Source organism: Paenibacillus paeoniae, assembly GCF_003388735.1.
GTDB lineage: Bacteria > Bacillota > Bacilli > Paenibacillales > Paenibacillaceae > Pristimantibacillus > Pristimantibacillus paeoniae.
Genome location: NZ_QUBQ01000001.1, coordinates 1859556 through 1882897, shown reverse-complemented (window position 1 = coordinate 1882897; position 23342 = coordinate 1859556). Strand labels below are relative to the sequence as shown.

Annotated in this window: 29 protein-coding genes; 26 read left to right on the top strand and 3 right to left on the bottom strand. The window is 44.6% G+C overall.

Annotated features, from left to right (window positions below; translation table 11 throughout):
* The 12 genes from ehuC to DX130_RS08560 all read left to right on the top strand — a co-directional run bounded on the left by ehuC (position 1) and on the right by DX130_RS08560 (position 10964).
* Positions 1-651, top strand: coding sequence for an ectoine/hydroxyectoine ABC transporter permease subunit EhuC (gene ehuC / locus DX130_RS08615; RefSeq protein ID WP_116044402.1), 651 nt, complete (start codon positions 1-3; stop codon positions 649-651).
* Between the two features lie 4 nt (positions 652-655).
* Positions 656-1318: an ectoine/hydroxyectoine ABC transporter permease subunit EhuD gene (gene ehuD / locus DX130_RS08610; RefSeq protein ID WP_116044400.1), complete on the top strand. Its 663-nt coding sequence runs from the start codon at positions 656-658 to the stop codon at positions 1316-1318.
* 87 nt (positions 1319-1405) lie between these two features.
* The gene (locus DX130_RS08605; RefSeq protein WP_276310889.1) at positions 1406-2191 is read left to right on the top strand and encodes an amino acid ABC transporter ATP-binding protein; all 786 of its coding nucleotides are present in this window, start codon (positions 1406-1408) and stop codon (positions 2189-2191) included.
* 11 nt (positions 2192-2202) lie between these two features.
* The gene (gene ectA / locus DX130_RS08600; protein ID WP_116044397.1) at positions 2203-2709 is read left to right on the top strand and encodes a diaminobutyrate acetyltransferase; all 507 of its coding nucleotides are present in this window, start codon (positions 2203-2205) and stop codon (positions 2707-2709) included.
* A 33-nt stretch (positions 2710-2742) separates the two neighbouring features.
* Positions 2743-4068 (top strand): diaminobutyrate--2-oxoglutarate transaminase, encoded by a 1326-nt coding sequence (gene ectB / locus DX130_RS08595; RefSeq protein ID WP_116044395.1) that lies wholly within the window; start codon positions 2743-2745, stop codon positions 4066-4068.
* Positions 4069-4100: 32 nt separating this feature from the next.
* Positions 4101-4502, top strand: coding sequence for an ectoine synthase (locus DX130_RS08590; protein WP_116044393.1), 402 nt, complete (start codon positions 4101-4103; stop codon positions 4500-4502).
* Between the two features lie 51 nt (positions 4503-4553).
* Entirely contained in the window at positions 4554-5450 is an 897-nt protein-coding gene (gene thpD, locus DX130_RS08585) for an ectoine hydroxylase (protein WP_116045846.1), read from the top strand.
* Positions 5450-5974 carry a DUF2179 domain-containing protein gene (locus DX130_RS08580; protein WP_116044392.1) on the top strand — a complete coding sequence of 175 codons (525 nt, stop codon included), beginning with the start codon at positions 5450-5452 and terminating at the stop codon, positions 5972-5974. Before thpD ends, DX130_RS08580 begins: the two co-directional genes overlap by 1 nt.
* A gap of 219 nt (positions 5975-6193) precedes the next feature.
* A complete protein-coding gene (locus DX130_RS08575) occupies positions 6194-6646 on the top strand; it encodes a MarR family winged helix-turn-helix transcriptional regulator (RefSeq protein WP_165861201.1) in 453 nt (150 codons plus the stop codon).
* Between the two features lie 48 nt (positions 6647-6694).
* The gene (locus DX130_RS08570) at positions 6695-8305 is read left to right on the top strand and encodes an MDR family MFS transporter (RefSeq protein WP_116044388.1); all 1611 of its coding nucleotides are present in this window, start codon (positions 6695-6697) and stop codon (positions 8303-8305) included.
* A gap of 199 nt (positions 8306-8504) precedes the next feature.
* Positions 8505-9305, top strand: coding sequence for a helix-turn-helix transcriptional regulator (locus tag DX130_RS08565; protein ID WP_116045844.1), 801 nt, complete (start codon positions 8505-8507; stop codon positions 9303-9305).
* Between the two features lie 102 nt (positions 9306-9407).
* Positions 9408-10964 (top strand): ABC-F family ATP-binding cassette domain-containing protein, encoded by a 1557-nt coding sequence (locus DX130_RS08560; protein ID WP_116044386.1) that lies wholly within the window; start codon positions 9408-9410, stop codon positions 10962-10964.
* A 122-nt stretch (positions 10965-11086) separates the two neighbouring features.
* On the opposite strand, the gene DX130_RS08555 is transcribed toward DX130_RS08560, so the two are convergent.
* Entirely contained in the window at positions 11087-11512 is a 426-nt protein-coding gene (locus DX130_RS08555; protein ID WP_116044384.1) for a VOC family protein, read from the bottom strand.
* Positions 11513-12081: 569 nt separating this feature from the next.
* Here DX130_RS08555 and DX130_RS08550 point away from each other — a divergent pair.
* The 7 genes from DX130_RS08550 (at position 12082) to DX130_RS08515 (ending at position 16760) form a co-directional block, all read left to right on the top strand.
* Positions 12082-12354, top strand: coding sequence for a hypothetical protein (locus DX130_RS08550; protein ID WP_116044382.1), 273 nt, complete (start codon positions 12082-12084; stop codon positions 12352-12354).
* A 49-nt stretch (positions 12355-12403) separates the two neighbouring features.
* Complete coding sequence (locus tag DX130_RS08545) at positions 12404-12973, top strand: HAD-IA family hydrolase (RefSeq protein ID WP_116044380.1); 570 nt, start codon at positions 12404-12406, stop codon at positions 12971-12973.
* Between the two features lie 420 nt (positions 12974-13393).
* Positions 13394-14023, top strand: a complete 630-nt coding sequence (locus DX130_RS08540) for a pyridoxamine 5'-phosphate oxidase family protein (protein WP_116044379.1) — start codon at positions 13394-13396, stop codon at positions 14021-14023.
* Between the two features lie 537 nt (positions 14024-14560).
* Entirely contained in the window at positions 14561-15013 is a 453-nt protein-coding gene (locus tag DX130_RS08530) for a hypothetical protein (RefSeq protein WP_116044376.1), read from the top strand.
* Between the two features lie 15 nt (positions 15014-15028).
* Positions 15029-15421, top strand: coding sequence for a hypothetical protein (locus tag DX130_RS08525; protein ID WP_116044374.1), 393 nt, complete (start codon positions 15029-15031; stop codon positions 15419-15421).
* Between the two features lie 101 nt (positions 15422-15522).
* Positions 15523-16050: an RDD family protein gene (locus DX130_RS08520; RefSeq protein WP_165861200.1), complete on the top strand. Its 528-nt coding sequence runs from the start codon at positions 15523-15525 to the stop codon at positions 16048-16050.
* A gap of 203 nt (positions 16051-16253) precedes the next feature.
* Complete coding sequence (locus DX130_RS08515) at positions 16254-16760, top strand: DUF2569 domain-containing protein (protein ID WP_116044370.1); 507 nt, start codon at positions 16254-16256, stop codon at positions 16758-16760.
* Positions 16761-16901: 141 nt separating this feature from the next.
* On the opposite strand, the gene DX130_RS08510 is transcribed toward DX130_RS08515, so the two are convergent.
* A complete protein-coding gene (locus DX130_RS08510; RefSeq protein ID WP_116044368.1) occupies positions 16902-17372 on the bottom strand; it encodes a GyrI-like domain-containing protein in 471 nt (156 codons plus the stop codon).
* A gap of 159 nt (positions 17373-17531) precedes the next feature.
* Between DX130_RS08510 and DX130_RS08505 the strand changes: the two genes are divergently transcribed.
* The 3 genes from DX130_RS08505 (at position 17532) to DX130_RS08485 (ending at position 19708) form a co-directional block, all read left to right on the top strand.
* Positions 17532-18062, top strand: coding sequence for a GNAT family N-acetyltransferase (locus tag DX130_RS08505; protein ID WP_165861199.1), 531 nt, complete (start codon positions 17532-17534; stop codon positions 18060-18062).
* A gap of 159 nt (positions 18063-18221) precedes the next feature.
* The gene (locus DX130_RS08495) at positions 18222-18881 is read left to right on the top strand and encodes an HAD family hydrolase (protein ID WP_240644363.1); all 660 of its coding nucleotides are present in this window, start codon (positions 18222-18224) and stop codon (positions 18879-18881) included.
* Between the two features lie 380 nt (positions 18882-19261).
* A complete protein-coding gene (locus tag DX130_RS08485; RefSeq protein ID WP_116044364.1) occupies positions 19262-19708 on the top strand; it encodes a hypothetical protein in 447 nt (148 codons plus the stop codon).
* A 94-nt stretch (positions 19709-19802) separates the two neighbouring features.
* Here DX130_RS08485 and DX130_RS08480 read toward each other — a convergent pair whose 3' ends face one another.
* Positions 19803-20840 carry a T9SS type B sorting domain-containing protein gene (locus DX130_RS08480; RefSeq protein WP_133297908.1) on the bottom strand — a complete coding sequence of 346 codons (1038 nt, stop codon included), beginning with the start codon at positions 20838-20840 and terminating at the stop codon, positions 19803-19805.
* 207 nt (positions 20841-21047) lie between these two features.
* On the opposite strand from DX130_RS08480, the gene DX130_RS08475 reads away from it, so the two are divergent.
* From DX130_RS08475 to DX130_RS08460, 4 genes are all read left to right on the top strand, one after another.
* Complete coding sequence (locus DX130_RS08475; RefSeq protein WP_116044360.1) at positions 21048-21497, top strand: hypothetical protein; 450 nt, start codon at positions 21048-21050, stop codon at positions 21495-21497.
* A 14-nt stretch (positions 21498-21511) separates the two neighbouring features.
* A complete protein-coding gene (locus tag DX130_RS08470; RefSeq protein WP_116044359.1) occupies positions 21512-21796 on the top strand; it encodes a hypothetical protein in 285 nt (94 codons plus the stop codon).
* Positions 21797-21870: 74 nt separating this feature from the next.
* Positions 21871-22578: an HAD family hydrolase gene (locus DX130_RS08465; RefSeq protein ID WP_240644362.1), complete on the top strand. Its 708-nt coding sequence runs from the start codon at positions 21871-21873 to the stop codon at positions 22576-22578.
* Positions 22579-22613: 35 nt separating this feature from the next.
* A complete protein-coding gene (locus tag DX130_RS08460; protein WP_116044355.1) occupies positions 22614-23297 on the top strand; it encodes a VOC family protein in 684 nt (227 codons plus the stop codon).
* Positions 23298-23342: the final 45 nt, after the last annotated feature.

Genomic DNA, 23342 nt, shown 5'->3' with positions numbered 1-23342 from the left:
ATGATTCAGGTTATCGGCCAGTGGCTTCCGTATTTGATGCAGGGAGCATGGGTGACGGTCAAAATTACGCTGTTGTCGGGTGTTGTCGCTATGCTCTTCGCTATGTTATCTGGTCTAGGCAAGTTGTCTTCACTGACGCCGGTTCGCTGGTTAGCGAGCGGGTACATCGAACTGTTCAGAGCCGCTTCCTTGCTGGTGTTATTGTTTTGGGTATATTTCGCATTGCCTATTGCGGGTTTGGAGCTGTCCAAAACTTGGTCTGCCGTCCTGGCGATCGGTCTCAACATCGGCGCTTATGGCGGTGAGATTGTACGGAGCGCCATTCAAGCGATTCCGAAGGGACAATATGAGGCGTCCATCGCACTCAATCTATCGCCGCTTACCCGGATGCGCTCTGTCATTTTGCCGCAAGCGATTGTAAGAATGCTGCCCCCTATGGGCAATCTCTGGATCGAAATGCTGAAGGCGACCTCACTTGTCTATTTCATTACGATGGCGGATTTGACCTATGAGGCGATGATTCTTCGCAATAATTACTATACCGATACGCCGATCATCTTCGGGCTGCTGCTGCTCATTTATTATGTGCTCGCGTCCTGTATTGCGGCTCCGGTAAAGTGGCTGGAGCGCAAGCTCACAGCCTGGAGGTGAAGCGATGTGGAGCTGGGATTATGCAATGGACGTTAGCGTCATTCTGTTGCGCGCGCTTCCCGCCGCTTTATTGGCTGCGGCTTGCGGATTCGTTATTGCGTCGACGGTAGGACTTCTGATCGCTGCGCTGATCCGTTCGCGATTCGCTTCGGTAAGACGTGTGGCAAGCAGCGTGGCGCATTTCATCCGCAGCACGCCGCTGCTCGTGCAATTGTTTTTCTTGTATTATAGCTTGCCGATGCTCGTGCCGGTTTCGATGACGGCGTTTTGGACCGGGGCAATCGGCCTCGGACTGCATTACTCCACGTATATGTCGGAGGTGTACCGATCCGGGATTGATGCATTGCCGAAGGGACAATGGGAAGCGGCGACCGCATTGAATTTATCTAAGAGGCGGACATGGTTCTCCATTGTGCTGCCGCAAGCGATCCCGCCGGTGCTGCCCATTATGGGCAATTATCTAATCGTCATCTTCAAAGAAACGCCAACGCTGTCCGCTATCACTTATGTCGAGCTGCTGCTGCGCGCCAAGAATGAAGCTTCCGTCACTTATCGGGTATTCGAGCCTTTTACCATTGTGGGCATTATCTTTATCGTATGCAGCCTCATGATGTCCTTGCTCGTTGCACGGCTTGAGAAGAGATGGGGCAGACGGCCATCGGCATAAAAAGGAGGGAGCGTCATTATCGAAACGAAGTTTGCGCATGATCAAACAGAAGTTGCTGAGTCTGGTGAGTCCAGGCAGAGGAATAGTCTGAACCTTGCACAGGATGAGAGCGAGCCGCTGGTGGAATACCGCGGTGTGACCAAATCATTTGGCGACCTGGAAGTCATTAAAGGGATTGATCTTCGGCTGCATGCGGGAGAAAAGCTGGCTTTCATCGGTCCTAGCGGCTCCGGCAAAACGACATTGGGTCGAATGCTGATGACGCTGGAGCAACCGACGACAGGGACGTTAACGATTGATAACGAGCCCATCTGGCAAATGAAAGACAAGAGGGGCAACTGGAAGGCGGCGAACGAAGCTCATCTTCGGAGCATCCGGGAGAAGGTGGGCATGGTGTTCCAGCATTTCAATCTGTTTCCCCACCTGACGGTGGAGCGCAATGTGACATTGGCGCTTACGTCCGTACTGAACTTATCCAAAGAGGAAGCAATCGGGCGGGCCGAATCCATGCTGGAGAAGGTAGGACTGCTCGACAAGCTGCGCAACTATCCGTCGCAGTTATCGGGCGGACAGAAGCAGCGCGTGGCGATCGCCAGAGCGCTGGTGATGAGACCCAAGGTCGTGGTCTTCGATGAGGTTACTTCCGCCCTGGACCCTGAGCTTGTAGGGGAAGTGCTCGCAGTTATTAAGGAAATCGCCAAGGAAGGCGAGACGGCGATGATGCTCATTACTCATGAGATGGATTTTGCAAGAGAAGTTGCCGATCGGGTTATCTTCGGGGCGGAAGGGCTTATCGTCGAGGAGGGGACGCCCGAGGATATCTTCGAACGGCCCCAAAGTGAGCGGCTTCGTACCTTTCTAAGCCGGCTTTAGGAGGTGATTTCATGAATGGGAGCCATGCATCAAAGGTTATCTACCGCAAGCCGACGATCGAAGACGGCCAAGGCATATGGAAGCTGGTCAAACGTGCTGGCGGACTGGATGTCAACTCGGCATATTGTTATTTGATGCTATGCGACATGTTCAGTGAGACATGCTGTATAGCCGAGCAGGATGGACGCATGTGCGGATTTCTGTCCGCATTCCGAAAACCGGAGCAACCGGATACACTGTTCGTCTGGCAAATTGCCGTAGATCCTGTTCGAAGAGGCAATGGGATCGGCAGCTTGCTGCTCAAGGAAGTGATCTCGCGCAACAGCAACGACACTATTCATTATATCGAAGCTACAATCAGTCCGGGGAACATGGCTTCACGCAGCTTGTTCGTGTCCATGGCTCGCGAACTCGAGAGTGAATGCAAGATTTCGGAGCGCTATGAGGCCTCCATGTTTCCTGAAGCTCATGAGACTGAGCTGATGTTTCGGATTGGCCCAATTGCTATGGACAATTAATCTCCCCCCGTTTCCCAACAAAGGAGGATGACTATGACGGAATTGATTAAAAAGAATGCTCAGACGAAACGTTCGCTGAACGTATTCGATAGACTGGAATCTGAAGTTAGAAGCTACTGCCGAAGCTTCCAAACCGTCTTCACCAAAGGCAGCAATGCGATGCTGCATGACCGCAACGGAAAGACATATATCGATTTTTTTGCCGGCGCTGGCGCATTGAACTACGGACATAACAACCCGCATATTCGAACCAAGCTTATTGATTATTTGCTGGAGGATGGCATTACCCACAGTCTGGATATGGCGACAGATGCGAAGGAAACATTCCTGCTTCGCTTCCAGGAGACGATTCTGAAGCGGCGCGGGTTGTGTTACAAAGTGATGTTCCCTGGTCCTACCGGTACGAATTCAGTAGAGAGTGCCTTCAAAATCGCCCGCAAGGTAACGGGAAGAACTAATATCGTCTGCTTCACGAACGCTTTCCATGGCATGTCGCTGGGATCATTGTCGGCCACAGGGAACGCTTTCAAGAGGGGAGGTGCCGGGTTGCCGCTAAGCGGCACGACTTTCCTGCCCTATGACGGATATCTGGGTCCGCTCGTGGATACGACAGCGCTGCTGGAGAAGCTGCTGCAAGACCCCGGAAGCGGCCTGGACTCCCCGGCGGCTGTCATTGTGGAAACGTTGCAAGGCGAGGGCGGCTTGGCAGCTGCAAGCGGCAAATGGCTGCGCAGTCTGGAGCGTATATGCCGAGATAACGGCATCCTGCTCATCATTGATGATGTGCAGATGGGATGCGGCCGTACTGGTACATTCTTCAGCTTTGAGTCATCCGGCATTCAGCCGGATATTGTATGTCTGTCCAAGTCGATCGGAGGCTACGGATTGCCAATGGCGCTTACGCTAATCAAGCCGGAGCATGATATCTGGAAGCCGGGCGAGCATAATGGGACGTTCCGCGGCAACAATCTGGCATTCATCGCGGCATCCGAAGCACTCCGCTATTGGGATGATGATCGATTAGCGAAACAAATTCGGAATCATGCGGAAGTCATAAGGGACTTCCTTAGCCGTATGGCTTCCCGCTATAGCGACAAAATTATCGAAATCCGAGGCAAAGGAATGATTCAAGGCCTTGTATTCCAGCAGCCGGAAGATGCCTCCCGCTTATGTAAGCTGCTCTTTGAACGAGGCGTCATTATGGAGACATCAGGGCCGCATGATGAAGTGGCAAAGCTTATGCCCCCATTGACAATAGAAGCTGAAATGTTGCAGAAGGGATTGCAGAAGATGGAGTCAGCTCTGGTTGATATGTATACGGGCATAATGCCCAAAGCTGCTATGCAAATGAAAGGCTGAGAAATCGAAGGGAAAAGGTGGAGTGATGCGAGATGATTGTCAAGCAACTGGCTGAGATTAAGGGAACAAATCATGATATTGATACGCCAACGTGGAACTCCAGGCGTCTGCTGCTGAAGAAGGACGGGATGGGCTTCTCCATGCACGACACAATTATCAAGGCGGGAACGGAAACTCTCATCTGGTACCGTAATCATGTGGAGGCTGTTTATTGCATCGAAGGGGAAGGAGAGATTGAAGTGATAGGGGGAGGGACCTATCCGATTGCTCCCGGCATGCTGTATGCGCTGGATGGTCATGAAAAGCATCTGCTGCGAGCGAGAAGCCAGCTTCGTATGGTATGCGTCTTCAATCCTCCGCTTACAGGAGCTGAAGTACACGATCAGGACGGCGTCTATCCTCTAGTAGACGAGGAGAGTAGGGTATCGCGATAACGAAGACATGCCTCATAAGTCTAAATGAAATGAAAAAGGAGCTGATGGATGATGAATAGCAACCGAGCGAATACGATAATCGCAAGCGACCGCTATCCTTCCCGGATAGATGAAGTTCCCGTCAGATTGGATCGGAGGGATCCTGTTGTTTATAGCGAATGGACATCAGAGGGTCCCCTTACAGAAGTGCAATCCTCCTTCTACGAGCGGAATGGCTATTTGTTTTTGGAGCAATTCTTTTCAGACCAAGAGCTGTCTCTATGGAAAAATGAACTGAGCAGACTGCAAGAAGCTTACCGTGATCAGGAAGCTGCACATGTCATACGAGAACCGGAGAGTCGGGAAGTCAGATCGGTGTTTGCGGTGCATGAGCATAATGCGATATACCAGGATCTGTCGAACCATCCGAAGCTGAAAGCGATCACGTCGTATTTGCTCGGTTCGGATACGTATATTCATCAATCACGCATAAACTTTAAGCCGGGCTTTACCGGGAAAGAGTTTTATTGGCATTCGGATTTCGAGACGTGGCATGTGGAGGATGGCATGCCGGGCATGCGCGCTCTTAGCTGCTCAATCGCCTTAAGCGACAATTACGCTTATAACGGTCCGCTAATGGTTATTCCCGGTTCTCACAAAACGTTCATCTCTTGTGTGGGCCAAACGCCAGATGACCACTTCAAGGAGTCGCTTCGCAAGCAGGAGTATGGCGTTCCCGACCACGACAGCCTCCGCAGCTTGGCTGATGAGAAGGGCATTCAGATGCCGGTCGGCAAAGCAGGTTCTGTCCTCTTGTTCGATTGCAACCTCATGCACGGGTCTAGCAGCAACATCTCTCCGTTCCCTCGCAGCAATGTATTTCTGGTCTATAACAGTGTGGACAACCGGCTTGTTAAGCCGTATTCCGGGCAAAGCCCGAGGCCCTCTTTCATTGCGACACGAGCCTGATGACGAATCCAGTCTGGATCATTGCCCTTATTCTGGGCATTAACATAACGTACGTCTCTATGTTCACGCTTAGGCTAATTCTAGTCATTAAAGGGAAACGGACAGCCGCTGCACTTCTCTCAACAGTGGAAGTATTCGTCTATCTGGTAGGTTTGCAGCTTGTGTTGAACAATCTGTCCACACCAATCTATATGGCGGCCTATTGCATTGGCTTCGGACTGGGCGTCTATCTGGGCAGTCGAATCGAGGAAGCATTGGCGCTAGGTTATTCCGTTGTACAGGTTATCGCGGACACGCTTAATACCAGCTTGCCCGACCAGCTTCGGGCGAGCGGCTATGGTGTAACGGTATGGCAGGGAGAAGGACGGAACGGACCGAGGCTCGTCATGCAGGTTCTGGTGAAGCGAAGTGCGGAGAAGAAGCTGCTGGATGCTATATCGTCTGTTGCGCCCAAAGCGTTCGTCATCTCGCATGAGCCGCGGCATTTCCGCGGCGGATTCTGGGCAAAGCTGCTTGAGAAATAACGGATGAACAAGGATATCTTCCATAGTGGAGGGTATCCTTTTCTTATGGGGTTCGGTTGGCGTCACAAGCTTGAATCTGTATTCGCTTTCACCATTCTGGCGAAAATAATCTTACATTTAGGCGCTTGACAGCGGAAAGGAAGCGGACTATTATTTAAATAGTTTAAATATATAGTTCTAAGGTTTATAGTTCTAAGCTAAATGAAAGGAGGTGTCTCTATGCCAACGCTCGTCAGTCGTTTCCAACGTTCATTGACGCAGCTTAATCGGCTATTTGTTTCTGAAATCGTGGATCGTCTTGATTCCCAAGTGACAGGGACGCAGATGTACATGCTTCATTACATCAATCAGAGCGAGAGATGCCGATTGACGGAACTGGCTGAGAAGCTGGATGTCAAGCCAAGCGCGGTAACGGTAATGATTGATCGATTGGTGAAATCGGACTACGTGGTGCGAACCCATGATAAGGATGACCGAAGAGTCATTCTGGTCGAGCTCACGCCAACCGGCAAAGACATATTAGAGAAAGCTCAAGCCTTGCGCGAACAAATTGTCGGAGCCTATATAGACAAGATGGACCCAGGTGACGCCCGCATTGCGACGGACGTATTGGAGAAGATGGTGTTGATCGCCCAGGAGAACTCGAAGTGTCATGGACGGCATGGCCGCTAACCGAAATTATATTTCATTCATCCAAAGAGAAAGAAGGAGCAGGAACCAATGGAACACTTGTCCCACAAGCGAAAAATTACAATTATGATGGCCATTATTATGGCGATGTTCTTTTCCGCGATTAACCAGACGATCGTCAGTACGGCGATGCCACGCATTATTGCCGTTTTGAGCGGTATGGAATACTACAGCTGGGTCATCACGATTTATATGTTGACTTCGACACTGGCAACTGTGCTTGTCGGTAAGCTATCTGATATATATGGGCGGAAGCCATTCATATTAGCCGGTATTGTTATCTTTATGATAGGTGCATTCTTAACCGGATTTTCGAAAGATATTTTTCAATTGATTATTTATCGCGGTGTTCAAGGTGTAGGCGCCGGTATTATTATGGCTTCTGTATTTACGGCAGTCGGTGATTTGTTCTCGCCGCGCGAGCGTGGCAAGTGGACGGGAGTCATGATGGCCGTGTTCGGCTTCTCCAGTGTAATCGGCCCAACTTTGGGCGGCTGGCTCGTCGATAACTTCGCTTGGAAGTGGCTGTTCTGGATTTTCCTTCCGCTTGGTTTGGTGGCCTTCTTCATGATTTTGTTCCTCTTCCCGAAAGTGGAGACGAACAAATCCGAGAAGATCGATTATGTAGGCTCGCTCTTCCTGAGCTTGACCATTATCGGGGTTCTTCTAGGCTTCTCTTGGGCCGGTACAAAATATGCCTGGGGCTCAGTGGAGATTATAAGTCTATTCTCTGCATCTGCTGTCTGCCTTGCCATCTTTATTCTCGTGGAGTGGAAGGCGAAGAGCCCTGTTCTTCCGCTTCATCTGTTCAGAAACGATATTGTTACGATATCTAATGTAATCGGATTTCTGATGAACGCCGGCATGATGGGCGCGCTTATCTACTTGCCGTTTTTCGTGCAAGGCGTTGAGGGCATCTCGCCAACCTACTCCGGTTATGTAACGATGCCAATGTCGATCGCCATGGTTATTATGAGTACGATTATCGGGCGGCAAATTACGAAGACAGGCAAATACAAACGTTATGCCATTCTAGGTCTGCCTATTATGATAGCAGGTATGTTGATTATGGCATTTATGAATAGCGTATGGCTTGCCGTTATAGCGATGGTCGTCTTTGGCGTAGGTTTGGGCGTCGGCATGCCGGTATTCTCACTAACGGTTCAAAACGCAGTCAAGCCAACGGAACTTGGTGTTGCTACAGCTTCATCACAGTTGTTCCGCAACCTCGGGGGTACAATCGGGATCGCGGTTATGGGTACAATTATGCAGTCCAGCCTTGTCCGCAACATGCAGAAGGAAACGGCATCAGCAGAAGGCTTCAGCTTTGATAACCTTGACCCTGCACTAGCCAAGCAACTGGAACTGTTCCATAACCCAGAGATGCTGCTGGATCAGCCGAAGCTGCATGAGCTTCAATCGACGCTGCCAGCTGATGTTCAGCCGATCATTACCAAATTGATCGAGACGCTGCGCGATGCTCTAAGCGCATCGCTCACTACAGTCTTCTTGGCAGGTACGGCGCTTGTCGTTGTCGCGCTTGTGCTCTCATTCTTCTTGAGAGAAATTCCGCTTCGTACATCTAATGAAGTAACGGAGAAGAAGGACGACGTTCAAGTAAAAGGACAGGCAAACGCATAAGCCATTCTTCGAAGATGGTTGAATCCTTCATATACCTCCTCTAGCAGATGCCGGGGGAGGAGTATGGAGGATTTTTTATGAGATGTAATGAGGAATGAAAAATAAGAACACTTGATCGCGTGTCAGAATGATGATAAACTATGGACGAATTAAGACGGAGGCTCGTCTTGATCTAGACCACGGCAGGGCGGTGTATGACGTGACCACGACGACCACCGAAATCGACGAAATCATTGCTTATATTCATCAGCATATTTATGATTCGCTGCCGCTTGCGCGACTGGCAAGCCATGTCGCCTACAGCCCGTATCACTTCACCCGATTGTTCAAGGAACGAATGGGTATTTCCCCTATGTACTACGTCTCGTCCATTCGCCTGCAGAAGGCGAAGGATCTTCTGTTGCAAACCAATCTTAGCGTCAGGGATATCAGTCTGGAGATCGGTCAGCAAAGTCTAGGCACCTTCACGACGCGTTTCACGGAGCGGGTAGGCATGACTCCTGCACAATTCCGCAATACGGCTCAAGACGCAAGTCGGCATCTGCAATCACTTGAGCAATTGAGTGATTGGGCAACTCCGTTTTTAAGCCAGTCCAGACATTCTGCGGTTAGAGGAACAGTCAGCTCGGAGTATCCATTTTCCGGCGTTGTATTGATTGGTCTCTTCCCGAAGCCGATTCCGGAGGGCTTTCCCCTCTATGGCACGTTGATCGGCTCACTCGGCGAGTTCGAACTTACGGATGTAGAGCCCGGAATTTATTATTTGATGGCTACAACGATATCATGGGGAACGGGAGTGCTCGATATGCTGCTGCCGCACTCGACGCTTCGTACAAGATATAGAGAAGCTGTTGTTGTCCGTCCAGATGAAGAGCTGCCTCCCCTGAACGTCACACTGTATCCGCCTGCGCTTGATGACCCGCCGATTCTAATTTCATTGCCCGTTCTGATGAATCATTTTCTGACTCGTGTGCAGAAAAAGGAACAATACCGGGTCTAATGGCTATTTTCGACGAAAAACGGCAATTTCGTTATTGAGTTGAGCACCCTGTAACGCTTATAATATAGCGAGTATGAAGTCTAACAGAAAAGGTGTTAATTCATGAGCATATTGAATGTAGAACGATTAAGCCACGGCTTTGGAGATCGCGCCATCTTCAACGACGTGTCATTCCGCTTGCTGAAAGGCGAGCATATTGGACTTATTGGCGCCAACGGGGAAGGCAAATCGACTTTCATGAATATTATTACAGGCAAGCTGCAGCCGGATGATGGCAAGGTAGAATGGTCGAAGCGGATGCGCGTCGGTTATCTTGACCAGCACGCAGTGTTGACCAAAGGCATGACGATCCGCGATGTGTTGAAGGGAGCGTTCCAATATCTGCTCGACATGGAGCAGGAGATGAACGATATGTATGGCAAGATGGGCGAAGTATCGCCTGAGGAGCTGGAGCGCTTGCTGGAGGATGTTGGCACGCTTCAAGATACATTGACCAATCAGGATTTCTATATGATCGATGCCAAAATCGAAGAAACGGCTCGCGGACTTGGTCTGACGGATATCGGACTGGATAAGGATGTTCACGACCTTAGCGGCGGGCAGCGCACAAAGGTGCTTCTCGCGAAGCTTTTGCTGGAGAAGCCGGATATTTTGCTGCTTGACGAGCCTACCAACTACTTGGACGAGGTTCATATTGAGTGGCTGCGGCGTTACCTGCAGGAATATGAAAATGCATTTATCCTTATCTCGCATGATATTCCGTTCCTGAACAGTGTGATTAACTTGATTTATCATATGGAAAATCAAGAGTTGACCCGATATGTTGGAGACTATGAACATTTCCAGCAAGTACATGAGATGAAGAAACAACAGCTGGAGTCTGCTTACAAGCGTCAACAGCAAGAGATTGCGGGTCTGAAGGATTTCGTCGCGCGGAATAAGGCTAGTGTGGCGACTCGGAATATGGCGATGTCCAGACAGAAGAAGCTTGATAAGATGGATGTCATCGAGCTGGCGAAGGAGAAGCCGAAGCCGCAATTCAACTTCAAGGAAGGCAGAACGGCTGGCCGTGTGATCTTCGAAACGAAGGATCTTGTCATTGGATACTCCGAACCCCTGTCCCGTCCGCTTGATCTGCGCATGGAGCGCGGACAAAAGATCGCTCTTGTTGGAGCGAACGGTATTGGTAAGACTACTTTGCTACGCAGTATTTTGGGTGAGATTCCAGCCGTATCCGGCTCTGCAGAGCTTGGCGACAATCTCGAAATCGGCTACTTCGTACAAGAAGCGAAGGACGCGAACTACAATACATGTATCGAAGAGATTTGGAAAGAGTTCCCTTCCTATACCCAGTTTGAGGTTCGTGCTGCTTTGGCAAAGTGCGGGTTGACAACTAAACATATCGAGAGCAAGATCACTGTGCTAAGCGGTGGCGAGAAAGCGAAGGTACGTCTGTGCAAGCTGATCAATCGCGATACGAATCTGCTGGTGCTTGACGAGCCGACGAACCACTTGGACGTCGATGCGAAGGAAGAGTTGAAGCGTGCGTTGAAGGCGTACAAAGGAAGCATTCTGCTTATTTCTCACGAACCGGAATTCTATCGTGATGTCGTGACAGAAACATGGAATTGTGAAAATTGGACGACAAAAGTATTTTAATTTATAGGAAGAGAGGACCTTTTTCGCTGTTTTGCAGCGAGTAGGTCCTCTTTTTTGTTATGAAGAAGGTAATAGCTAGAACTTAATAGGTAGAGTGTTTCACAGTTGTTAATAACGCTGCTTCATTGGGCCGATTCTGTAGTAACGGTGAACGTTATGCCGAATGCATCCGTTACAGAACCAAAAGCTGCGCTGAAGAAGGTAGCTTGAAGAGGTTGTACGATATGTCCGCCATGAGCAAGCTTTTCGAACACTTTCGTTGCCTGCTCAGCATTCGGCAGCGTCACACAGACGGTCATATTATTCCCGCGAGCATAAGGAGATCCCGGGAATGTATCATAGAGCATCAGCTCCGATTCTCCAATCTTCAGATGAGCATGGGCTATCTTATCCATTACGGATTCAGGAAGCGGATATTCCGGATTGGCCGGCATGTCGCCGAATGCCTGCTGCATGAGCACCTCAGCACCAAACACCTCTTGGTAAAAAGCGATTGCCTCCTTTGCAGTACCTTCCATTACGAGATACGGAGTAAGCTTGATTGACATGATGGACAACTCCTCTTGTATTTTTATAATTCTAGTATAACCCGGTGAAAGGGCGTTCATTTCTTATCAATTACGCTGTTTTATATTTCCAAATATGCAGATTGACAGTATAATAGGCTGAAATGGAAAAAATAACTGTATAAATATTGGCTCAACCTACTAATCAGCGCTTGATAGTCAAACTAACAATCGATGGCGGCTGTTAAATTCTATAAAAATGCCAGCTTAATAGCGGCATGTCATAGTGCAATACGTGCCCCTAATCCCTTACGGTCACTATAGTCCGTTAGAATCGGAAATGCAGCGAAATGAGATTGTAACGGACACGGATGTCCCTTACAGGCCAAAAAAGGGACGATTCAGTGGGAAACGACTTCTAATGGTCAAGGATGTCCATTACAATCGGGAATATGTAAAAATAAGCTTCTAAAGGTCATCGGTGACCCTTAGAGGCTGCTCTTTCCATAGATTGAATTGGGTAGGAAGTATTCAGATATTAATGATCAGTACCAACGATTGGTGCGAGTTGATAACGTATTTAAATTAACCTTAGAAAGAAGGGATTCAAGATGAAAACAAAATGGGATAAATGGGAAGTTACACGAGCTAAAGGGAAGAAAAACTTTATCATTTTTACTGGGATTTTAGGTTGGGGAGTTCCGACAGGGATTTTATTTAGCACAACATCGACATTTTTCAATAATCAAGAATTGATTATGAATCAAGAGTTTTATCAAACACTGCTCACATCATTGGTGTTATTCCCATTAGGCGGTATCTTTTTCGGATTGTGGACGTGGCATTGGACAGAGAAGCTATATCGGAAGTCTAAGGGCGAGTAAACGGAGATAGCTTCAACGTCTTTATTGAAAAATGAGGAGATAAAGTTATATGAAAATCTTATGGGATTTTGACGGAACTCTCTTTGATACATATCCTGCTTACACCGATATTTTATACGCTGTGATGGAAGCAAAGAAGGACAAGCATGACATTTCGTCACAACTTAAGATATCGTTTACGCATGCAATTAAGCACTTTGAGTTGTCAGATGAACAAGTTAACTTTTTTTTTGATAAGGAAAGCCAAATGCATCCAAGTTTAACTCCACCGTTTCATCATCTACGAGAAATTCTGTCTTACTCAGAGCTCAACGTCATTATGACCCATAAGCCTCGCAATGAAGTAGAACAGATTCTTCAATACTATGGTATGGAAATTTATTTTCAAGACATGATTGCCGGAGATGATGGATACCCCAGAAAACCTGACCCAGCTTCATATCAAGTATTACAAGATCGATATGGGATAGACCTAGTTATTGGAGATCGCGAGATTGATATTTTACCAGCTAAAGCTCTGGGAATTAAAAGTTGCCTATTCCAAAACCAAGCACCATGCGCTGATTATTATTTGTCTTCTTATGAGGAGTTCTTTGATACATTAATTCTGGAAAAATAAGTACAAATGCTTGATTACCTGATGTAATAGGACTTGGTGCTATTGATCTTTATAACAGGAGATATGCATGGTTATACGGATATAAGGAAGCTTAATTCAAAAAAGACTCGCTCATAATAAAGGGTTGTTCTAAAGGATTTACAAATCTGAGTGGAAATAATTGGTGGATTGCGTCGTTGCCCATACCTGTCCAGCATCTACATTACAGGCATTACGTCAGAACGTTCATACGATCGTAGAAGAAGATCTGCTTAATCAATATTTAGAGGTGGTAAAAGACAAACTTTTGTTCAATCACTGGTATTTTGGTCATTTTCATTGTGATGTTCAGTTTAAAGATGGAATGACTTTGATCCACTAGAATGTTGTCGCTTTGAAACAGCGGCATCAGAGTGACCGGGAAAGAAAGGCTGTGAAGAAATGACTCCGTTCAAGCATGTTCTTTCAACAGAAGATGAAATCAGGCAGATCGTTGGTTATCCGAGCGAAGTGGTGCAGAAGAAAACGATTCAAGAATTGGATCATCATTGTAGAACGTTTATTTCCTTGTCTCCACTCTTATTTATGGCTACTTCTGATGTCCAAGGATATTGTGATGTATCTCCTCGCGGTGATTCGCCTGGATCAGTGTATGTCATGGATAATAAGCATCTCGTTATTCCAGAGCGGCCAGGCAATCGACGAATCGACTCGCTTCGAAATATTCTTTCAAATCCTAGAGTAGGCCTTATCTTTCTTATACCTGGTTTAGAAGAAACGCTCAGAGTAAATGGTGAGGCATTTGTCATTAAGGATGAAGATATTTTGGAGCAAATGACGGTTAAAGACAAAAAACCGGTGTTAGGTATAGGCGTTCGAGTAGAGGAAGCCTTTATCCATTGTGCCAAAGCTTTCAAACGCTCGGGTGCCTGGCATAAGGACACGTGGGTGGATGAGTGTGAGTTACCTTCTATCCCGCATATGATAACTGCGCATGTAAAGTCGGACTCCTTTACAGTTGATGTGATAAGAAAAGGATTGCAAGACAGCTATGAGAAGCGATTATACTAAGATTTTTGATTAGAAAAAAAGGCTGGAGGGAGTTTCATGTGCAGGTATGCCATATATGGCCCGTACAAAGATATATTCGCATGCTTCGGTTGCAGGAAATCGTTCAAACAAACATCAACCGCAGATTTGAATCCAGAACAGATTAGCAAACTCAATTATAAATGTCCCCAGTGTCATGAGCCAATGGTGAATATGGGGCATGATTTCAAAGCGCCAAAACAAATCGATAAGAACCAATGGAGAAAGGTAAAGCTTCTGTATGATCATGGAATTGCTTATCACTCGTGCGGCTGTGACGGGCCAGGATATAGGCCGACTTCTATGCGTGAAGTTCAAGACTTTCTAGCCATTCACAACAAAACAGTTTGACATTTTATTTGGGGAATTTGGTTCTATTCCAATAGAACAGCGCACTCTGGCTTAGAGACGCTGTTTTTTGTTTTGCTTGAATATGCAAAGAATAACAACTTTTCCTCAAATCATCACGTCTAGTTTATTGTATGCGATTCGATCGGGATAGAGGGGAGGACTTAAGGTATGATGAGGCTCCTTGCAGTGGTGTTATTGCTGGTGCTAGTTAGTTGCTCTAATGAAAAGCAATTTGATTTTATATTTTCCTATGGTGTCATGTACAAAAATGTTTTGAACACAGCGGAGGAGACATTTACGAAAGATCTTGTTCAGAATGGAACAATTTCTACTCATTTGACATTAACTGCTAGCGAAAAAGAGGACGTATATGCTGTCATGAAGGAAATTGGACTATTCGAATATCCCAATGAAGTGGATGGAATGAATATCATACCGGTTTCAGGATATACATTTCAGATTAGTCTGAACGGTAATACACAAACCATTCATTGGAAAGGCGAATTCAATGACTCCAGAACGCATAAGGAGTTTAAGCGATTGACGAACATGATCATAGAGATAATTAACAGCAAAGAAGCTTACCAGACATTGCCGGATAATGAAGGCTACTATGAATAGTAAGGAGTGAGCTATATGAAAGGATGGCTTCTAGTCATTTGTATGGTTATGGTGCTAGCGGGTTGCGGTACAGGGACGTTTGAGAAAAAGAACGGTACAATTCCAAATAGCATTGGAAATCCGACGGTTCAAGAAGTATTGAAGGGAAACCCTGAAGCCAACATGATCATGTACAATGATGTGGTGCTCGTTTCGGGGATTGATTGGGTTGATGAAGTAGAACTTACGAAGGGTGAATTCTTGTTGGAGATTACATTAAAAACGGATGATGCAGAACAATTTGAGAATGGAGCAGCAAATCAATTGCCAATCGGTACAAAAATATATGGTGCCAAAGAGCGTGGAGATATTGTGATTGCAGAAACGGATGCAGGGGATATCCGATATTTCAAGCTGGTTGAAGGGTAATGATGGAAATAATCATGCACAATATTCCATAAATATGATAGTATTAGTAGTTGGTAAAGTATCGGCTTCAACATCTATGATCTATTTATGGAGGGGAAAGCTTGGAGACAGCAATTACGCAGGTAGTAGAAAAAGAAAGACCTTGGCTACGATTTTGGGCAAGAACCTTTGATGTATTAATACATGCTACGATTATTGGCATGGTATGGGTCTTCCTGCATGAAGCAAGCATTGAACGCATGTCTAGCTTCAGTTTTAATGCCCTTACTACTTTTTTATGGATATTCATGGAATGGGGGTACATGGCAATATTCGGCACAACTCCGGGTAAGAAAATATTGGGTATACGCGTGTTAAGCTCAGAAGGCAGTGCTGTCCCTAAGTATACTGCGTTAAAACGAGCCATATTGGTTTGGTTTCGAGGTATGGGAGTGGGCGTAGGTCTAATCAACCTGGCTTGCTATATGATCGGCTATGACAATTTAAGATATGCAAAGATTACATCATGGGATCGGGATTTGAACTTAAAGGTTACTTATAAGAAAATAGGTATTTTCAGAATGTTGATTTGTCCGATGATTATCGTGTTGTTCAATAGTATTGCTCTCATTAATTATATTGATTTATAGGTTAAAAAATAGATGAGAAACCAGATACAAATGTATAAGAGTTTAGAAAGGCCTTGTTTTGTCTTTGTCTCTTAATATTTTCCCTTGATGGGACGATAAGTAAGTAGAGGGTTTATTATGGTGGGTCAGGAATGTTCAGGACGGAACTTTCTTGGCGAAGCTAGAATAGACCAAACTTACATTTGACAAAGGGACGTGTATCAATGGAAACTCAGACTCAGGCTACGCAAGAAATTAAACCATTACCTCAACTCATTTCGGGACTAGGAGGTTGGTTAGTCGTAGTTCAAATTGGCCTGTATGTCACCATAATTGCTTCATTCTTTCAGTTCATGGGATCGGTAAGCATTTTTGGTGACGGGTCTTGGGAGCTGCTTACGCAGAAAGGCTCCGCTATGTATCATGCTTTATGGAAGCCTCTAATTTTGTTTGAAGTTATTTATCATGTATTGTTTTTTGCTTTTTGGATATATATAATCGTTTGCTTCTATAGTAAAAAAGCGATTTTACCGCGATTAATGATTATTTACTTTAGTTCCTTCTTGATTGTAGGAGTGATCGATTATGCGCTTCTCCTTCAAATTCCATTAGCAAAAAGTCTTGATGACGGCAGCACGATTTTCGAGTTGGTTAGATCGGCTGGTGTTTGTCTCATCTGGATCCCTTATTTTATTAGGTCCATTCGCGTTAAAAATACATTCATTCATTAACCTTACATTTCCACAATAAGTAATCATTTAGGGTGAGAGAAGAAATTCTCTCACTTTTTTATTTGACATACGCACGTCTATATGGATATTTGGATATAAAAAGAACCCGCCAACTGCACGAGTTCTAACTACAAACACTGCTTATTCTTCTACTGGCAAATAAATATCGATCATACTGTCTTCCTCGTCAAAGGAAGCTTTTGGCGCCCAATACTCGAAATCAAATGAACGAACGCTGCAAATATCTTGTTCGCGAATCCAATCGTAAGCTTCTCCGATATCAGATTCTGGTCCCTTATGCGTGACTTTCACATATTGACCGGATGGAATCGTATGTGTGACACATCCTTCAGGCGCTTCACTATATTCACTAACTTCTACTGCAACCAAACTAGTAAACGGCACATCCGGCGTCCACTCCTCTTCGGGGTAGATTTGAACCAGATACATGCCTGCATTCGTTTGATTGGATATATGATGTCGCTGTTTTGTCATTTCCTCGCGCAAGTTTACAACAATGTTTTCTTCCAAATCTTGATTCAAAGATACGTGTACACGGTATCCAACTAGCTTTATTTCGGATCGATTCATGGTGATTTGTTCTAATGGCATTTCAAAACAACTCCTTTATTAAGATTGTCTATATAAACCTTTAAACATTGAGTATACTTTAAATGGAAAGAATATTTCAAATGATAGAAACTCATAACGTCACTTTTGAATGAAAGGGTGAAGGATTTGTATATATTTTCGGCCTTGGAAGGAAAGAGAGTGAAGCTAGTTCCGCTTGAGGAAGAACATATCCATCCGCTCTATAATTGCTCTAGAGATCCCGAGATATGGACTCATTATCCTTATGTCATAAAGACATTGGAAGAGATGACGACATTTGTGCATAAAGCAATGGATTGCCGTGAAAGGAAGGAGCAGTATCCATATGCCGTGTATGACAAAGAGCGGCAAGAATATGTTGGCACTACGCGGTTTCTTCGCATCTCTGAGGAAAATAAAAATTTGAATATTGGAACAACCTGGTTTTCACCCACAGTATGGAGAACGAGTGTCAATACAGAATGCAAATTTCTGATGTTACAATATGCATTTGAGATGCTGGAAGTGGTAAGAGTAGAAATCGTTACGACAACCGATAATGTCAGGTCACAGAAAGCGATTGAGCGATTAGGTGCAACTAAAGAAGGAATACTTCGAAGAAAATATTATAATCTGGATTATGTAATTTACAGTATTATTTTCAACGAATGGCCCGAGATCAAAATCAACTTAAAGGGGAAGCTTTTATAAAGCTGCTATTCATTTGCAGCAGAAACAAATGGCGGCGTCTGACGGCTGAGAAGATATCCAGCCAATATTTTATTTATAATGTGAGATCAGCCTGAACTGAAGAAAATGCGCGAATCAAAGTTAAAGCGGACCATAGGATATAAAAGAGGGGAATACGCAATGATGTCGCCTGAAAATTGTACGATAAAAGGTATCATATTTGACATGGACAATACGTTGCTGCGATCAAGGATAGATTTTGACTCGATGAAGCGAGATACTTATCAATATTTGGTCAACGCGGAATATCTGCCTCCTAATATGAATCTTGAGCATCATACTACATCCACTATTATTACGCTTGCGTTATCCACGAACAATATGAGTACCGAGAGTATCCGTGAAATGTGGGATATTCCTAAAAAGTATGAAGTAAGAGGGATGAAAGGAGCTGATCTTGAAGAGGGCGTTCTGAAACTTCTGGATGACCTTCGCGGACACTACAAGTTAGCGGTTGTCACAAATAACGCAATGGAAGCGGCTGAGACAGCGCTTCGGGATCATCAAATACTATCATATTTTGATTATGTAGTCGGCAGGGGAGTGATGAAAGAGATTAAACCTTCTCCTGATGGTTTTCTATGCGTGTTGGAACATTTTAATTCTACATCAGCATTAGAATGGATATCAGTAGGCGACTCCTGGATCGATGGTAAGGCTTCAGCCAATGCAGGAATCGCTTTTATCGCCTATAATGGCGATACCGAGAAAATGAACAAAAACGGCGTAGTGCCATTTGGAAACATATTAGACATAAGAGAACTTAAACATTTTTTATGAAGCAATATGTTTACGAAGAGATAGCGAGAATAGGACAAAAACAGTATGTTTACATATATTAGATGAACACTTGTTGAAGGAGGATATTATGAATAGAAGATCGATTGGCTTGTTTTTATTGGAATAGCTGCATTCCTTTATGGAGTACGATATATTGCGGCGGCCATATTTGGCTCGAATCTTAGCTCATGGAGCAAAAGTCTATTTTCTGACATGCTAGAGTATGTGGGAAGCGGCCCCTTAGTTCTTAGCTGGATGGCGTTGATCGCAGGGATCTGCCTCTTTTTACCGGATATAAAAAAAGTGACGAAAAAACAATCGACAATCATAGAGAAAAATTGGAATGAAACAGATTCAAACATAAAGGAAAGGGATCCTAATTGAGCGAGATACAAAGAAACTCTGAGTTTATTATGCAGCAGTTCCAGACGTGGAAAAGCTTTGCGCTTACAGCTATCATGCAAGTTAGCATGTTGATTTTTATCTGTATTGCTCTTCTGATGGATACAAATCTTCGAGTTCCATTGATGTCAGCCGCGTTTCTGCTATCACTTATATGTTTACTATGGCATGCAATTGAAGTTAAAAGATCAAAAGAACTTATTGTCGCCAATGATCAGCTTATTTTTAACGCAACGACTATTCAAGCGGAACATATAACGGAAATGGTTTTAGCTAAAGACAAAGTCGATCTTTATCTTAGAAGGAAAAATAAGGGATTAACAATCATGCGGCTTAAGTTAAAACATAAGGAACAATCGGAGAAACTAGGGTCTGTAATCCTTCATTTTTGTAGTCAGAACAACGTTCTGCTAAGGCATAATTAATGTGAGGGTAACCAACTCCTTAAGCTTTAAGCCAGATGTGGAGTAAGAAAACAAGCTTCCAAACTACCGGGAACCGGAGCAGGAAGCTTGTTTTTTATTCAAGCAAAAGCGATATGCTTGCTTGCATGGAATGTAGCAGATCAAATTTTATGATCTTATCGGGTTTGTTTTTATAGTGGCCTTCAGCTACGGTTGTTAATAGGTTGGCTTGATACTCGCCTTTGGTTACTTTTTTACCAGAGCTGTCTTTTTGATCCCATGGAATTGTTGTACGAATCGAACCATATCTCCATAGGATTTCTCCTTGAAAAGGTTTTGTTGTGAGTGTACGAATGATCTTACCGTTGCTGTCTGAAATTTCCACACTAAGGGTAAATGGTTTGGTTATGACAATAGAGTCTTCCTTGCCAATATTAATTACATTAACAACAATAGGAGTAGATTCTCCTAACTTGTTTTGATGATTAGTACCATGGATTGCGGGATTTAAAGGGAAACCGTTAAAACCACCCGCACCTGAAACCGTCCCTATATATCCTTGAGAGTATGCCCAGTCCGTTTTCTTTACTACTTCTACCTTGAGTGTATACTTATCCGGCGTTGACATATAAGGGAAGTACGTACCGAAGTTGATTATATTCCCTTGCTTGATCTGTGATATTGGCAAATGAAAAGGATCAGAGGACTGAATTGCTCCGCTAACGCCTAGTGTGTTGCCATTGCTGTCCAAGACGGAAATCACTATATCGCGATCTTTTGGGACGACTTTATTGATCTTGACCGTACCATTAATTCCAGGCATACTATCATCCAGTGCAAAACGAACATCCAGATTGGCCAGACTAACATAGCCCTCTTTGTCTTTCAGCGTCATATCTCGATCATCTTCATAATAAATGTCCACCTTAGCTCTCTCACCATTGACCGGGGCCGTGTAATAGACGGAGCCGCCCATCTCATTCGCAAAGGATCGCAGCGGTACGAACAGCTGGCCTTTATAATTCAATATTTTGGTGTCATCCGAGCTAAGCGCATTTTCTTCGCCGCCGAGGTGAAACGTCACAAATACAGGTGTTAATTTAGCTCTGACCTCCTCGGATACGGCTGCAGCAGTGAATACAATAACTGCCATTCCGCAAATTAGTCCTAATATAAACTTCTTTATGATGTTCACTCTCCTTCATTTGAACGCATTATCCTTCTTCACACTATAGACAGTGTATAATTAGAAAAGTTGCATGTAATACCCAAATTTGATTGTTTCCTAAGTAAAAACTTCTTCAATCTGCTGGAATATGATGGTACAATAGGCAGGTGAGCATCAAACGAGGTGAACAATATGAATCCAAATACATTTATGACAAAACGCCCTGTTGCTTATTGGATGTTGTTACTAGTGCCTTTTAATATTATGGTTCTATCAGCCAACAAGTGGGGATCGAGCAATAGCAACATTAACACTGCAAGTATTATCGTTTTACTCCTTTTGTTTAGTTACTTTGTTTACCTATTCATTAAAATGAAAAAGCACAGTGCGACCTCGACAGTCGTGCTTGATCCTAGCTTCATTATGATTGCCGATCAGAAAGTTCAGGTCGAAGATATTGACCGACTCATCATCACGAATTATATATTCAAATTGCATGTAAAAGGAAAGTGGAGCAGGATCGCCTATTCAATTGATCCGAATCACCGGGAAGACATCGCTCGCAAGCTAGTGGACTATTCCATTCAGCATGAGTTGACATTAGTTAACAGAGTAAAGGCTAGCCCGATCTTTTCCTTATAAACTGGAGGAATATCATGAGTTTCAACAAATGGCTGGCATTGGAATCACTTATTATCTCGTTCGTCATTCTTCTAGTTGGAGTCATATGGCGAATTGTACAAGGTTATATGCTGACCAAGAAGCATGTGCCAGATATTCTAAAAAGCTATGAATCGGTCGATTATCTACAGTCCAAAGTAACTTTTGGATTCATTCAAAGCTCATTCGGGTGGAGAACCATTTTATTTATGTCCGCAGGATTTTTGGCCATCGCCTTCATCTATTATGTAGTAAGAATGCTGTTAAGCCGTATGTTATAGTATGTTCTCCATAACCCACCCATGGTTAACTGCCACCGGTGGGTTATGTTCTTACGACCGATATGGAGCGTGAAATGATGATGTACAAAGCTGTTTTTCTGGACTTTTATGGAACATTAGTACATGAAGATGACGACATATTACCGGTAATTTACCAACAGATTCAAGATTCAGCTTCTAGAGCTTGTAATCAACAAGAGATCGGAAGATTTTGGTGGAAGAGCTTTTCGGCAATTTTCCAAAATAGCTTCGGCGATACCTATCAAACCCAAAGAGCGATTGGCATCCAATCATTGAAGCAGACGCTGGAACATTTTCAATCAACACGTAGAGCGGAAGAGCTGATAGAGGTTCAATTTGACCATTGGAGGAAACCAAGGTTATATACAGATACACTGCCATTTCTGAAGCAACTACAGGGGACGAGGGTATATATTCTGTCGAATATTGATTCTGATGATATCGCAGAAGCAGTCCGGCATCATGGCATACATGCGGATGCGATTATTACAAGTGAGGACGTGCGGTCCTACAAACCAAGAGCGGAGCTATTTCTGGAAGCTTTGAAACGGACAGGGCTGCAGCCCCATGAAGTTATTCATATCGGAGATTCGATGGTAAGCGATGTATACGGCGCCCAACAACTCGGAATCAAAGCGGTTTGGCTGAATCGGCTCCATAAAAAGCAAACCGATGGATACTGCCCTGATTATATCTGCCATAATTTAGATGACGTCTACTCGATATTAATACAAAGCGATACAGAACGGAGACAACTCTAAGTTCCTTTACTTTTTAATGAATCGAGGAAGACAGCATGAAGATAAGAGAAGTGATTTTACAGACCAGTGAATTGGATCAGCAGTATCAGTTCTACCATGTGAGGATCGGCTTGCCAATCGTAGCCTATACAGAGAAGTTGCTTCGTATTCAGTGCGGCGACTCCATATTAACCTTTGAAGCTTACAACGGGGATGAAATGCCTTACTATCACTTTGCCTTTAATATTTCCCCTCATAAATTCGATTTAGCCATCAGCCATTTGAGAGAACGCGGTATTCAATTGAATCTGGTAAATGGTCGAGAGATTGTTCACTCGAATAGTTGGAATTCGGATTCTATTTATTTCTATGACCCAGCGGGCAACATTGTTGAATACATTGCGCGACAGAAGTTGGCTGGAGTGTCGGAAGTAGCGTTCGAAGGAAATGTTTTGCTTAACATAACTGAGATTGGAATGGCTGTGACAAACGTAACGGACACAGCTGATGAACTGCAAGACTTACTGAAAGAGCAAATTTATTTGAACGCAGATTCTTTATTTGCGCCGATTGGAGACGAATATGGACTGCTCATCCTATCCTCGACGGAACGACAATGGCTAGGCTCCACTAAACCTGTAAGAGTCTTTCCGTTGCAAGTAGTCATAGAAGGCCTTCATGAGTCTGTTCATCAAGTCAGAGGGCTTCCTTATCAAATTCATTCAACTTCTAATACGTAGAATTAGAATATTGAAGGATGGAGGCTCGTGAGATGACTCCAGCAG